The organism is Flavipsychrobacter sp., assembly GCA_041392855.1.
GTDB lineage: Bacteria > Bacteroidota > Bacteroidia > Chitinophagales > Chitinophagaceae > UBA5543.
Map to the genome: position 1 here is coordinate 214,023 of JAWKLD010000001.1, position 14,012 is coordinate 228,034.

Consider the following 14,012-nt stretch of genomic DNA (forward strand, 5'->3'; position numbering starts at 1 on the left):
TCTATTGGTGATATTGTCCTAACTACGCCTGTTATCAGGTGTCTCAAGCAGCAGTTGAAAGATGTTGAAGTGCATTACCTTACAAAGGAGTCGTTCAGGTCAGTGCTTGCAGCTAATGAATATATAGATCACTTATATTGTTTCAAGGACAATTTAAGGGAGGTTATCCCTGCACTCAAAGCAGAGCGTTATGATTACATAATAGATCTGCATAAAAATATTAGGAGTGCTAAGGTCAAAAAAGCATTAAAAGCACAAAGTTATGTTTTCCCAAAGCTAAACTTGAAAAAGTGGCTGTTAGTTAACTTGAAGATTGACTTGTTACCCAAAATAAGTATTGTAGATAGGTACATGGAAGCAGCAAAGCCTCTTGGGGTTAAAAACGATAGTCTGGGGCTGGATTATTTTATTGATAAGGCAGAGGATATCAGAACAAAAGATATCCCTATGAGTCATGTTGCAGGCTATATAGCGTGTGTTATAGGGGGGTCTTATAATACCAAAAAACTACCTGTTGAAAATTGGAAGAGGCTTTGTGAAGCGATTAATCACCCAATTATATTGTTAGGGGGTAAGGAAGATGCAGAGGATGGAGCACTTATAGCAGCACAGGATTCTGTGAAAATATATAATGCTTGTGGGAAATTTAGCTTAAATGAGTCTGTGTCTTTAGTCAAGTATGCTAAAATGGTGTTAACCAATGATACTGGTTTAATGCATGCCGCTGCGGCTTACAATAAAAATATAGTCTCCTTTTGGGGGAACACAGTACCTGAATTGGGAATGTATCCATATTATGGAAATGGAGGGTTAGGGGATAATAAATCGTTAATTGTTGAAAATAAAGAACTTAGGTGTAGACCTTGTAGTAAAATAGGGTACAATAAATGCCCCAAAGGTCATTTTAAATGTATGAGAAACCTTGATATGGAATATGTTTCTAACTACATTAACCAAAAATTAAAAACACCCAACCTTTAACGTTTTATTGCAGTCTATTATTGTGCATGAGTATATTGTTTGATAAATCGTATACTCTGTTGAATAAACAAAAACTTGTTAAAATTGGTACTTGACGTTTGACTAGTAATTGTTTATATTTGTTTTTATATAATTAAAATATAATTTATATCATGAGAAAGTTTACTTCTTTTCTCTACGTGGCGGTGTTCACAATTGCCACTTTCGTTGCGTTCAACAAAGAGGCAAAAGCATCGCATGCTGCAGGTGGAGAGATTGTATATGAGTGGTTAGGAGACTCTACATATAGATTCTTCTTTAAGTTTTACCGCGACTGTACAGGTATCTCTCAACCTACTTCCGTTAGTCTTTGTTTCTTTAATAGTTGTACCAATACAACGTTCAACAGAACGATGACACAATGGACAGGAACGGTACCACCGTATAACCAGCCAAATGGTTCTCCTGTATCAGCAGGTTGTTCTCAGTATACCAACAAATGTCAAAACTCATCTTCCTCTGTTCCCGGATATCGAGAATGGTGGTATTCTGTTATCGAGACCTTACCATTAGCGTGTAACTCGTGGAAGTTTGCTGTGTGGATCAGTGCCCGTAATAACAGTAACAACATCGTAGGTGGTAACCTATATGTGGAGACTATATTCAATAGTTCCTTCACCTGGGCCAACTCCTCACCTTATTTCTCTATTAAACCGATCCCATATGTATGTGTGAACCAACAGTATACGTACAATAATGGTGCGATCGACCCTAATGGAGACTCTTTAGTATCTCAGATCATTAACCCATTGGTGGGTAGTAGCTGTCAGAATGCTGCTACAAACATAGGTTTGGTTAACCAAACCCCGGTTATCTCTTTCCCTACCAACCCTTTACAAACAGGTAATAATAACTTTTCTCTTAATACAGCAACAGGTCAGATGTCCTTTACCGCTACGCAGCAAGGGGCTTCTACCTTATCGATCAGAACAACTGAATATAGGAACAATCAATTCTTAGGCTCTATCATACGAGATGTACAGGTACAGGTATTACCATGTAGTGCAGTAGTTCCGAAGATCGATACACCAAGTATCGTTACTACAGTAACCGGAGGTCAATGGTTGAACAATCAGGTCAATGGTTGTATCGATCAAAAGATCGAGTTTTGTTTTGATATTGAATCACAAGATACTGGAGCTATCATCATAGTAGAAGACAACCATGCTTCTTCTATCCCTGCAGCTACTATGACCTATACCAACCAGAAGACAGACTCTGTTCGTGGTTGTTTCTCTTGGACACCTGGTGCTGCAGACGCAGGTTTGAATAATATCATCTTAACGATGAAGGATTCTACTTGTCGTCCTCCAGGTATCTTATTAGTATATGCGATCACAGTACCTATCTATGTATGGCCAACAACCAAGGCTGTGCCTGATACAAGTATTTGTTCTAACGAAGCTGCTTTCTTAGGAGTGACTGGTGGCGGTAACTACACATGGACCGTATTACCAGGTGGTGATCAAAACAGTTTGAATAACCCTAATATCCCTAACCCGGTAGCAACACCAAATAAAACCTCTACTTATGTGGTGACCTCAGGAGCATCGTCTTTCTGTAAGGATAATAGTGATACGGTTACGGTAAATGTATTGCAAGGACCAAGTTTCCAAGGTCAAGATGATGTTATCGGTTGTCCTGGTAAAACAATAAGCTTAAACATCAAACCAACAGCTACACAAGGCGCTAAATATAATTATAAGTGGACGCCTGCAACTTATCTTAGTTCAGATACAATATCTAACCCAACAACCAATACTCCTGTAGATATTACCTACATCGTAGTGGTAGGTTCAGATAAAAACAACTGTAAAGCTAGAGATACAGTAAACATAGATGTATTGGATGGCTTTAACTTGGATAATCCTGATACAGTGATCTGTGAAGGAGAAACTATAGAGATCCGTGGTAAAGGAGATACTCGTTATACTTATAACTGGGTAGATACATCAGGTTCTACTTTATCTAGTCCTGGTACTTTGATCACTAAGATCACTCCAATAAAAGAAGGAACTAATACTTATGTATTAAGAGCTTCTTACACAGGTTGTGATGACAGCTTGGCGAGCATCACTATAGAGGCTCAACCAATACCAACAGTAACGGTAAGCCCTGATGCTTCTATCTGTTTTGATGATACCATTAGTGTGAAAGGAGAAGTGATCCCTGCTTCTTATACTGGTTATACTTATAAGTGGACACCAGGATCATCACTAAATGATGATGCGATACTTAATCCGATATTCAAGGGTACAGCAACTACAACCTTGTCTTTAAGAGTGGCTTCAAGTGTAGGTTGTGCGGATACAGAGCAAGTGACCATTTCGGTATACCCTGCAGATTTCTTACAAGTATCATCAGATACAGCTATCTGCCCTGGAGATACTGCTAGCTTGACCTTGACCGTACCAGTAGGTACTAAATATACCTGGAGCCCTGATATCAATATCAGCAGCACCGATGGTTTGACACCAAAAGCATGGCCTGTAGCTAATCGTTTGTATACCATCTATGGTGTAGACCCTAACAATTGTAAGGATACAGCTAATGTGAAGATCGTGGTACGTCCGAAAGCGATACTACACTTACCGGATTCAGTAAGGATCTATCCTAAGGAAAGTTATCAAATGGACCCTCAAGGCAACTGTTTGTACTATAGCTGGTTCCCACCACTAGGTTTAAGCAACCCAAGCAGCGGTAACCCGATAGCAAGACCTGAGGTTAATACAAGATATATCGTTAGAGGTACAACAGAAGGTGGTTGTACGGTTACAGACTCTGTGGATGTATTAGTAATGGAAGATAGTTATGTGAAATTACCGAATGCGTTTGCACCTGGTAATGGCAGAAACGGTGTCTTCAAGCTAGTAGGCAGAGGAGATTTTGAATTGAAGAGTTTTGCGGTGTACAACCGTTGGGGTGTGAAAATGTTTGAAACTAAAGACATCAATGAAGGATGGGATGGCCGTTTCAATGACAAACCACAACCAATGGGTGTTTACATCTATACTGTAGATGGTATCTCTCCTACTGGTAGAGCAATCAATAAGCAAGGTAACGTAACTCTTGTTAGATAAGAATAAGACATTTGCAAAACGCAACGTATATATATAAGTAAACAACAGAAATGAAAATTATTAGAAGCATGGCATTAAACAGCTTTATTACAAAGGTAGCTTGCAGTATAGTATTACTGTCTTGCGTTGCTTTTTCAAAAGCTAAAGCATCTCACTTAGCTGCTGCTGACATATATCTAACCTATGTTGGTGCAGGTGCTGATGGATGTTCGGCGACAGCAGAGTATAAATATGTGATAACCTTAGATATTTATAGGGCTTGTGAAAGGACAAGTGCTGGTCTCGGAACTCAAGAGAACGTAACATATGGTTCTGTGAATTCTGGTGTACCTAATACAACCTTAACGATGAGATTCCCTCAAATAGATACACTTGATGGACTTTGTGAGACCTTTAAAAAAGATAATTCATGTAGATTCCCTAATAATGACTCTTTACCAGGTTTCATTAGGCATAGATATACAGACACTATCATATTGCCATCTGCACAAACAGACTGGCGTTTTTGGTGGACTAGCTGTTGTAGAAACAGTGGTATACAAAACTTAACGAATACAGGAAGTATTTACGTTGAGGCGGGTTTGAATAACTTGGCTAAATATAATAACAGCACACCAAGATTTTTGGTAAGCCCACTTCCTTATATATGTATTAATCAACCTGCTACATACCTTAATGGTCCATATGATGTAAATGGAGATTCTATGTATGTTCAGGTTCAAGAACCTTTACAAGGTGCAGCTAATCCAATAGCTTATTTGGCTGCAAATGGTTATACTCTTGCTGATCCTATGGGTTCTGCCGCTAGTAATCCATTTACGTTCAATACTACAACTGGTACTGCAAAATATACTCCAACCTTAGAAGGTAAATTTGTAATGGCTTTCCGCTGTGATGAATATGAGCGTGGAACAGGTATAAATCTTGGTTATATCATGCGTGACGTGCAGGTGAGTGTATTTAAATGCTCTGCACCACCACCACCAGTAGATTCACTACCATTGTCAATTAGTAGCGGAGCTATAGTTAAAGGTCCTCAAGGTGATATGGTTCTTGTTTGTCCAGGTAGCCCATTACGTTTTGATATGTCTGCTACATCTGCAAATACTACTAGTAATGTGTATATGGAAGCTAATACTAATGTTATACCAGGGTCTTCATTTACGACAACAGGTGCAGGTACTAATAGTGTTACTGGTACATTTAGTTGGACACCGACAGTAAGTGATATTGGTGAGCATACATTAATTATTACAGGTAAAGATTCTACTTGTTCTGGTGCTGGTTTCTCTATTGTACTTAAAAACTACACTGTACTCACGATAGTTGTTACAGGAGGTTTAGATGCTGGTCCGGATTTACCTATTTGTCAGCTTAACCCTACTCCTCGTCAGCTTTTTGTTAAAGGAACAGATTTTGTTACTGTAAACTGGACAGATATAAATGGAGGTCCTGCTATTGGCTTAAACAATAGCAGTATACATAATCCTATAGCGACAACAACTAGAACAACTAGTTATGTTGTTAGCTCTCCTGAATTAAAAGGTAATTGTAAAAATAGAGATACAGTATCTGTGTTTATAGATACAAGCAATAAAATAACTACTATTCCTAAAAGTCCAATTATACAATGTCGTCCTGACTATATTCAGTTAGAGGCATTCATTGCAGGTAAGCCACCTCAAAGTAATGTTCCATGTGGCGTAAGCAATCCGACATCTTGTGCTACACCTGATGAAGCAACTGTGTTTGGATCGTCAGTATATGGAACAGTACCTTATGATACTATTGGTGCTACTACACCTGTATTTGATAATAAGGTGTATTCAATGAAACGTCAATACCTAATTCGTAAGGCAGACCTATGGGAGTCAGGACTACGTTCTGCTACCATCAATAGCTTATCAATAGAGCTAGACAAGTCTACTTTAGCGACGCACAGATATAATAACTTTACTATCAGCATTAAGTGTACTAATAAAGATGAGTTGACTACTAATGGTGGTTTTGAGAATGGTTTAGTTCAAGTCTATTCTTCAGCTAATGAGTTCATGCCTAATGGCTGGAAAGAGTTCGTCTTTAACACTCCATACAACTGGGATACTACTCGTAACCTAATTGTTGAAATGTGTTATAGCAATAATGATAGTGTCGTTATCAGTTGTAATAGTACTAGTGGGCAATCTCCAATTGTGAAATTCTCTCCTACTACTTATGTAAGTGGTTTAGTATTGTTGCCTAATGATACATTTACTAAGAGTGTATGTAATGTCAATAATTCATCTCTTATAGAAGCGGTACAAGCTCGTCCAATATTTAGATTCAAATATTGTGAAGCTAACCCTCAACCATTTGTGGTGAACTGGTCTCCTGGTGAGTTCTTGTCAGACTCGACAATAAGACAACCATTAGCTTATGCTCCGGCAACTAAAGACTATGTTGTAGAAACATTTGGTCGTAGCGGTTGTATCGTAAGAGATACTGTGGGTATTTATGTCCCTAAGCATGACTTTAAGATATTCCCTGAAGACACAGCAGTATGTTATAATGATGGTGTGCCATTTAAAGTTTACAATGGCTTTACTTACAACTGGTATGAGTATAAAGATGGTAAGTACTTAAATGCAGAGAAATCACTAAGCTGTGTAGATTGTCCAGACCCAATAGCAACACCTAAGAAATCTACAGTATATAGAGTAGCTATTTCTGATAGTGTATGGTGCTATGACACTGTTGAGGCAAGAGTAACTATCATGCCTTTACCGGATGTACGTATCCTTAACAAAGATGACAGTACTATTAAGTATGGTCAAAGCTTCAAGCTATTAGCTACTGGTGCTAGAACATATAACTGGAGTCCTGTATCATCATTAACTAATCCAAACATATCTTACCCAATAGCTACACCAAAAGAAGCAACACGTTATATCGTTGGTGGTATTGGATTGAATGGATGTAGAGCGTTTGATACCTTACATGTTAGTGTAGATTACAGAGATAATCTGTTTGTACCAACAGCATTCAGTCCTAATGGAGATGGTAAGAATGACCTGTTCAAGGTGTCTAACCTGAGCTTCCAGAGAGTAATGGAGTTTAGAGTATTCAACCGTTGGGGTCAAGAGATATTCAGTGGTGCAGGTCCTAATGTAGCGTGGAATGGTACTTGGAAAGGAGAGCCACAGGATATGGGTAACTATAGTTACATCATAAGAGTAGGTTTCCCTGATGGGTATGTAGAGACCTACAAAGGTGAAGTAACATTGATCAGATAATCAATTAGAACTACATAAATAATAAAGCCGCTACAATTGTAGCGGCTTTATTATTACAGCATTTTTTGCATATGGTAACCAATGATCTTGTAGCCCTTATTTATCCAAAAACGTAATCCCTTATGATTGGAAGTGTAGCAGTTGAGCTCGGAGGCAATACAGCCAATGGATATTGCATAATCAAATATCCATTTCATAAGCAAGTCACCTATCCCTTTTGAACGATATTCAGGTAATATAATTACATTGTCAACCTCCAGATGTTTACCTACATAATATTTGTTAAGAATCCATAAGCCTGATATGCCAATTAGTTTGTTGTCGTCATATACTCCTACACAACTATAATTTTTAGCAACCATATCTTCCAGTCTAGATTGTAATACATCTTCAGCTTTAGTTTCATCTAGTAGTTTAAGTAGTGGGATAATAGAGTGTATCTCTTGAGTTGAGATAAGACGTATTGTATACATAAATAGTGTGGTTACGTTAATGACTATAGTTTAGCAAGAGCAGATGGTAGCTCCATAGCTCTTCTCCAAGCTGAAAGCTGACCTAAATGCATAGATTCATGCGATATACACATGAAAAATACAACATCTGCGATAGTAGGCATATAATTACTAAAACGCCATTTTAGCGGTTTGAAAAGTTCTTCATTTGTGATATTTCTTAGTTGCAGCTTTACCAGATCGTGTTGATGCTCCAGCTCTGATAGTAACTGTTTTTTATTAGGGTACTTAACTCCTGTTAATGGTAATCTAGGATCTCCAGGCCCTTTACGTAAAAATAGTTCCGCCCACTCCTTCTCCATAATAAAAGTACCACCTAGATCTTCTACTAATAAAGCACTACCGGATATTAAATGCCCTAATGTAAATGCAGGGTGGTTAACCAACCCTTTTGATGCTACTTGCGTCATCTGAGACTCTGTTAGATCCTCTACCAAACGTTGAGCAAACGCTAAATTGAAATCGTACTGATTGATAATTTGTGTTATCATATTACTTTGAATAAGAGGGAATATAAATTACTACTAATATTCGTAGGATTCCATCTATAAGCGGCTTTTAATCTAAAAACGTGTTTTCCCATTTGTTAATGGGTGGTTAACCAGTTCCTAACGATGGGTTAACAAGCTCTTTTTTTTTCCTCTATGCGGTCGCGGGTCGCATCTTTGTATTGTCAATAACGACAAAACATTTATTAAACAAACAAAAACAACAATTATGAAAAAGATCATCGCAATCGCAGCATTAGTTTCTCTAGGTTTCACAGCATCAGCTGACGAGGGTAACGCTAACTCTTCTGCTTCTCAAACTACTAAATTAGCTTTGAGCAACGCTATCGAAATTACTTTCACTGGAACTGGTAATGCTACAGGTTCTGACGTAACTATCCCTTTCACAACTGTTAACGACTACGCTAACGGTGTTGAGACTAGCGCTCAAGAACTTAAAGTTCGTTCTAATAAAAACTTCACAGTTGCAGTAAAAACTAACGCTGCTAACTTCTCATACAGTGGTTCTACTTCTCCTGCTCCTATCATGCCTGTTTCTGGTGTTCTTGGAGTGATGGTTTCTGCTAACAATACAGGTGGTAGCATCGGTGCTAACTTCTCTAGCTCTGCTTACAACACTTTGACTAGCTCTAACCAAGACTTGATCACTGACGGTGACCGTGGTGGTAACCAAACTTTCTCTGTAAAGTACAAAGCTACTCCTGGTTTCGCTTACCCTGCAGGTACTTACACTGTAGATGTAGTGTACACTGCTACTCAAGACTAAGAAGTCTCTCTCTCAAAATATAAAAGAGCAGTCCATATGGGCTGCTCTTTTTTTAGGATAAATATTTTCCTACAATTGGTACCCTTCTTCCTACACCAAATGCTTTTGGTGATACTCTAATAATAGGGCAGAATTGATTCCTTTTATATTCATTCATATTCACCATACGCAGTATTCTGCTAACAAGATCCTTATCATGACCCATAGCAACAATATCTTTAGGACCTTTCCTACATTCAATATATTGGTATAGAATGGTATCTAGAATAGCATAGTCCGGTAAGCTATCGCTATCTTTTTGGTCTGGTCTTAGTTCCGCGGAAGGTGCCTTGTTAATAATATGATTAGGTATTATCTCTTCATTTCTATTAATATATTTGGCTAGGGCATACACCTGAACTTTGTACAGGTCTCCTAAAACACCAAGCCCTCCTGCCATATCTCCATACAAGGTACCGTAGCCAGTAGCAAGTTCACTTTTATTTGACGTGTTGAGTAGAATAGATCCGAATTTATTAGACATGGCCATTACTAAGGTGCCGCGTATACGCGATTGCAAATTCTCTTCGGCAACGTCAAAAGGCAGCTCTTTGAAAACAGGTTTTAAATGCTCTTGGAATTGCTCAAATATGTCTTTTATAGCTATGGTCTCGTAAGGGTTGCCTAAATTTTTAGATAGGTGTTCTGCGTCAGTTACAGAGTGGCTAGTTGAGAATTGGGAAGGCATTAATAAGGCGGTTACATTTTCTGCACCTAAAGCATGGCAGGCAAGCGTTAAAGTTACAGCGCTATCAATACCACCAGAGGAAGCTATAATAGCCTTCGTAAAACCCATTTTATCAAAGTAATCTTTGATGCCCATAACTAAAGCATCATATATTTCGTGTATGTCCAGCCAGCTATCCAGTTCAGCAGGCATAGGATCTGAGTATGGTATTTCTTTGGCTTCCTTGATGACAGGTAGATCAAAGCTATTATCATCGTTTAATTCAAATGAGCGTAGCTCTTCTTTGAAGTAAGGTAGTTCAAGAATAAGGTTTTGATTTGCATCCATAACAACCGAGCCTCCATCAAAAACAATTTCTGTTTGAGAGCCTACGGTATTACAGTATATCATTGGTATTTTATACTTTCTCACATTTCTTTTAACAATGCCAAGTCGTTCTTCGGCTTGAGCATAATCAAATGGAGAGGCACTGATATTGACCATAATATCAGGTTGTTGTTTTATGAGTATATCCATAGGGCATACTCTATAAAGAGGGTTGTCGCCAAGATTCCATATGTCTTCGCAAATAGTAAGTGCTATGGTCTTACCTTTAAAGTCTATTGTACCCCAGTCATAAGCAGGCTCAAAGTATCTGTTCTCGTCAAATATATCGTAAGTAGGCAGTAGTGTTTTTTGTATGCTATCTTTTATCTTTTTCTCATGTAAGAAAAAGGCACTATTGAAAAGGTCTTTGCCTAATGTTCTTGGGTTGCGAGATGGTGCACCAACAATTGCAGCTATAGTATCACACTCCTCTTTTATTTTATCTATGGCTTGCAGACTTTGTTCTATAAAATCATCAAACTCTAAAAAGTCTCGGGGAGGGTAGCCGCAAACAGCTAATTCTGAAAAAATAATTAGATCACCGCCTTGCTCTTTAGCTGCTCTAATAGCAGTAATAATTTTATTGGTATTCGCCTCAAAATTACCAATATGGTAGTTCTGTTGTGCTAGAAAAATCTTCATATATACGGCAAAATTAAACTAAAACTAGCTACAATACTACATGAAAAAGCCCATGCAAAAAGCACAGGCTTAAATTACAATTGAGTTTTTTTAGAAGTACATTCCTATTCTCAAGGACATATTATTGAGGCGAGTGTTAGCATCAGAGAAGTTGCCTTTATAGCCCATGTTTATTTCCTTAGGGTTTGTTACATCAGGAGTAAAACCGTTGTTGAAAAACAAACCTGTATAAAAGCTAAGTTTGTCGGTGATCTGATATTCTATACCTGCGCCAAGGTTCATTTGAAGAAGAACAGGAGTAATAGATAGTCCTCCTTTTAATTTCTCGTTCTCCCCAGTAAGGTTTCTGTCTACAGTTACAAGTTGGCCTCCGCTTGTCATAGTATCTGTGTAGGTAACATCATAAGTTACTTTTTTAGAGATATTAATACCAAGTGTAACGCCGATGTTACCAAATACTCTTATGCCGCCTGATAAGTTATCGCTCATTAACTTCAGCCCAAATGGAACTTCCAGATACTGTAGTTTGTAATCGAAGTAGGCCGCCTTTACCAATTGGTTAGGCGATATGTTGGAGGTATTATTAGTATTATAATTAGCTTGTATTTTCCCTCCTGTAGTGTTTAGTTGGAAGCCCGTGGCGATACCATAGTTCTCTGAAAAGAAATAATCAGCCATTAACCCCCAAGAGTAGCCAAGTTTACTGCCCTCACTATTTACCAAGTAAAGTCCATCATTACTCTTAGATGCTGTAGGTTTCATCCAAGAGATATTTGGAGCAAGGAAAAGTCCAAAACGCATTTTACCAACATCTAGCCCCGATTTTGCAGGCACAGCCGGACCATATTCATATGTTTGTGCTAAAGCACATGTACTTATAGCTACTAGAATGGATAGAACTAATGCTTTTTTCATATTTATTATGGTTTATATAAATATTAATACTACTTGGCAAATAAAATAGTAATACTAATTTTGCCGCTGTAAAAGTAAGTGCAATTACTGGGAACTCAATGATTTTCAAATATGATTAATATAAACAAGTGGGGAAAACTATCGTCTTTATGTACTGTAGCGCTGCTTAGTATTATCATATATAGTTGTGATACTACTAAAACGCCCGATGTGAGTGCTGTTGAGGTAAAGCTTAGCAGTAGTAGATTAGACCGAGATCTGGCAACTATCGATACAAATAATATTGGTGCCGGGTTAGCGCAGTTATCTGCAAAATATCCTCATGTATTAGACTTTTATTTAGATACACTAATGGGTTTTGGTATAAAAGGAGATTATGTTGATGACAACCCAGCAATAAAAGAAGGGTTGAAAACCTTTCTTACACACAAAGATTATAGAGGCGTTTTTGATAGCGTAAATGCTCATTTTGAAGACACAAAGGAACTTGAAAAGCAAATTGAGCTAGGGTTAAAGTATACAAAGTATTATATACCAGATTATAGAGAGCCCAACTTTGTATATGTTGTATCTGGGTTGAATAACTGGGGTGCTTTTTCTTTCGGAGATAATAATGTGGGTATAGGATTAGATATGTTTTTGGGCGAGGGGTATCCCTTTTACAGGTCGGTAGGTATTGCAACCTATATGTACACCAAGTTAGATGAGCAATATTTGCCCGTTGCAGTGTTTAGAGCTATTTATCAAAACAGACATGAGTTTTTAGCTGATGGTAAGTCTTTATTGGATATGATGATACAAAGAGGTAAGGAAATGTATTTTTTAGAAAAAGTCCTTCCCTTTGTTTCAAATGAGGTGAGACTAGGTTATACTCCTGAGCAGTTGGCATGGTGTGAAGCTAATGAAGGCATGATCTATGATTTTTTCATAAGAGAGAACCTGCTGTATGAAAACAGTATACAAAAGGTGATAAGATATGTAATGGATGGACCAAGCTCTACAGGAATGCCCGAGGCTAGTCCTGGTGATATTGGTGCTTGGGTGGGACTGCAAATTGTAAAGGCGTATGCCAATGAACACCAAGAGCTATCCGTACAAGAAATAATAGATAGTGAGATAGAAGCTCAAAGAATACTTACTGAATCTAAATACAAGCCTAAATAAATAACATATTAAAAATAGGACATGAAAAAACTATTACTTATTGCGTTATTATGCGTTACTACCGCTTCATTTGCACAGGTAGAAAAAACAGCTTCTTTGCAGAAGTCCTTATCGATTAAAAATAAGGATACTGTAGCATGGGTATATGGAGGAGTATTGAACGTTGGTTTTAATCAGGGTTTTTTGCATAACTGGGCTGCAGGTGGTGAGCTTGCCTCTCTTACTGTAAACGGATTATTTAGTGGTTACATCAATAGATTGTATCATAGAAGTTTGTGGAGTAACAACCTGGACTTGAACTATGGTCTGTTTTATGCCTACTCAAACAACTTCATCCCAAGAAAGATAGATGACCGTATAGATTTTACTTCAAAGTACGGATATAGATTAGATACGACTAGGGATTTTTATTTGACCACATTGTTCAACTTTAAGTCTCAATTCACACAGGGTTTCGACTATGAAGTACCCAATTTTGATACGATGCCTACGTCAAATGCTTTTTCACCGGCTTATTTCATTTTTGCACAAGGGTTAGAATATAGACAAGGTAATAACTTTACTGTTTTCTTTTCTCCTATAGCGGCAAGGCTTACTATTGCTGATGTACTATACACAACAAGAAAACCTGAAGGCGCTTTTGGTATTGAATATGGCAAAAACTCACGTTTTGAGCTTGGTGCCTATTTCTCAGGAAGATACACTGCAAATATTAGAGAAAATATGTCTTTCAAAACTAGGGTAGACCTATACATGAACTACTTAGCTAAGGATGCAACTGATGCTGCTGGAAATGTGGTGAAAAAGGATAATCCTGGAAATGTGGATGTATTATGGGATAACCTGTTCTCTTATAAAATAAACAAAAGCATTAGCCTAGCATTGGGTGCTACGTTTATATATGATAATGATTTGCCATACGCCGATACTTTTGTTGATGAAAAAGGAGTTACACAACAAAAAGATGAGATAGGAAACGATTTGGGCTGGGTACAGATCAAACAAATATTTACACTAGGTTTCCAATATAAATTCTAAT

10 protein-coding genes are annotated in these 14,012 nt (G+C 37.8%); 6 read left to right on the plus strand and 4 right to left on the minus strand.

What is annotated here, in order from left to right:
• The first annotated feature begins 54 nt into the window (after positions 1-54).
• The 3 genes from R2800_01020 (at position 55) to R2800_01030 (ending at position 7,372) form a co-directional block, all read left to right on the plus strand.
• Complete coding sequence (locus tag R2800_01020) at positions 55-981, plus strand: glycosyltransferase family 9 protein (GenBank protein MEZ5015606.1); 927 nt, start codon at positions 55-57, stop codon at positions 979-981.
• A 152-nt stretch (positions 982-1,133) separates the two neighbouring features.
• Positions 1,134-4,100, plus strand: a complete 2,967-nt coding sequence (locus tag R2800_01025) for a gliding motility-associated C-terminal domain-containing protein (protein MEZ5015607.1) — start codon at positions 1,134-1,136, stop codon at positions 4,098-4,100.
• 50 nt (positions 4,101-4,150) lie between these two features.
• The gene (locus R2800_01030) at positions 4,151-7,372 is read left to right on the plus strand and encodes a gliding motility-associated C-terminal domain-containing protein (protein ID MEZ5015608.1); all 3,222 of its coding nucleotides are present in this window, start codon (positions 4,151-4,153) and stop codon (positions 7,370-7,372) included.
• Positions 7,373-7,425: 53 nt separating this feature from the next.
• On the opposite strand, the gene R2800_01035 is transcribed toward R2800_01030, so the two are convergent.
• Together R2800_01035 and R2800_01040 are read right to left on the minus strand one after the other, a co-directional pair.
• Positions 7,426-7,845 (minus strand): GNAT family N-acetyltransferase, encoded by a 420-nt coding sequence (locus R2800_01035; protein ID MEZ5015609.1) that lies wholly within the window; start codon positions 7,843-7,845, stop codon positions 7,426-7,428.
• Positions 7,846-7,868: 23 nt separating this feature from the next.
• Positions 7,869-8,375 (minus strand): DinB family protein, encoded by a 507-nt coding sequence (locus R2800_01040; protein MEZ5015610.1) that lies wholly within the window; start codon positions 8,373-8,375, stop codon positions 7,869-7,871.
• 226 nt (positions 8,376-8,601) lie between these two features.
• Here R2800_01040 and R2800_01045 point away from each other — a divergent pair, with 226 nt between their 5' ends.
• Positions 8,602-9,159, plus strand: a complete 558-nt coding sequence (locus tag R2800_01045; GenBank protein ID MEZ5015611.1) for a hypothetical protein — start codon at positions 8,602-8,604, stop codon at positions 9,157-9,159.
• Positions 9,160-9,211: 52 nt separating this feature from the next.
• Here R2800_01045 and R2800_01050 read toward each other — a convergent pair whose 3' ends face one another.
• Together R2800_01050 and R2800_01055 are read right to left on the minus strand one after the other, a co-directional pair.
• Positions 9,212-10,894 carry an NAD+ synthase gene (locus R2800_01050; GenBank protein ID MEZ5015612.1) on the minus strand — a complete coding sequence of 561 codons (1,683 nt, stop codon included), beginning with the start codon at positions 10,892-10,894 and terminating at the stop codon, positions 9,212-9,214.
• Positions 10,895-10,984: 90 nt separating this feature from the next.
• Positions 10,985-11,809 (minus strand): porin family protein, encoded by an 825-nt coding sequence (locus tag R2800_01055; protein ID MEZ5015613.1) that lies wholly within the window; start codon positions 11,807-11,809, stop codon positions 10,985-10,987.
• Between the two features lie 111 nt (positions 11,810-11,920).
• Between R2800_01055 and R2800_01060 the strand changes: the two genes are divergently transcribed.
• Together R2800_01060 and R2800_01065 are read left to right on the plus strand one after the other, a co-directional pair.
• Positions 11,921-12,973 (plus strand): hypothetical protein, encoded by a 1,053-nt coding sequence (locus tag R2800_01060; GenBank protein ID MEZ5015614.1) that lies wholly within the window; start codon positions 11,921-11,923, stop codon positions 12,971-12,973.
• Between the two features lie 21 nt (positions 12,974-12,994).
• Positions 12,995-14,011 (plus strand): DUF3078 domain-containing protein, encoded by a 1,017-nt coding sequence (locus R2800_01065; GenBank protein ID MEZ5015615.1) that lies wholly within the window; start codon positions 12,995-12,997, stop codon positions 14,009-14,011.
• Position 14,012: the final 1 nt, after the last annotated feature.

What these genes read in the sequence shown, in the direction of transcription:
- R2800_01025 (MEZ5015607.1), top strand. Translation starts at nt 1,134, where the DNA reads ATGAGAAAGTTTACTTCTTTTCTCTACGTGGCGGTGTTCACAATTGCC.
- R2800_01030 (MEZ5015608.1), top strand. Translation starts at nt 4,151, where the DNA reads ATGAAAATTATTAGAAGCATGGCATTAAACAGCTTTATTACAAAGGTA.
- R2800_01035 (MEZ5015609.1), bottom strand. Translation starts at nt 7,845, where the DNA reads ATGTATACAATACGTCTTATCTCAACTCAAGAGATACACTCTATTATC.
- R2800_01040 (MEZ5015610.1), bottom strand. Translation starts at nt 8,375, where the DNA reads ATGATAACACAAATTATCAATCAGTACGATTTCAATTTAGCGTTTGCT.
- R2800_01045 (MEZ5015611.1), top strand. Translation starts at nt 8,602, where the DNA reads ATGAAAAAGATCATCGCAATCGCAGCATTAGTTTCTCTAGGTTTCACA.
- R2800_01050 (MEZ5015612.1), bottom strand. Translation starts at nt 10,894, where the DNA reads ATGAAGATTTTTCTAGCACAACAGAACTACCATATTGGTAATTTTGAG.
- R2800_01055 (MEZ5015613.1), bottom strand. Translation starts at nt 11,809, where the DNA reads ATGAAAAAAGCATTAGTTCTATCCATTCTAGTAGCTATAAGTACATGT.
- R2800_01060 (MEZ5015614.1), top strand. Translation starts at nt 11,921, where the DNA reads ATGATTAATATAAACAAGTGGGGAAAACTATCGTCTTTATGTACTGTA.
- R2800_01065 (MEZ5015615.1), top strand. Translation starts at nt 12,995, where the DNA reads ATGAAAAAACTATTACTTATTGCGTTATTATGCGTTACTACCGCTTCA.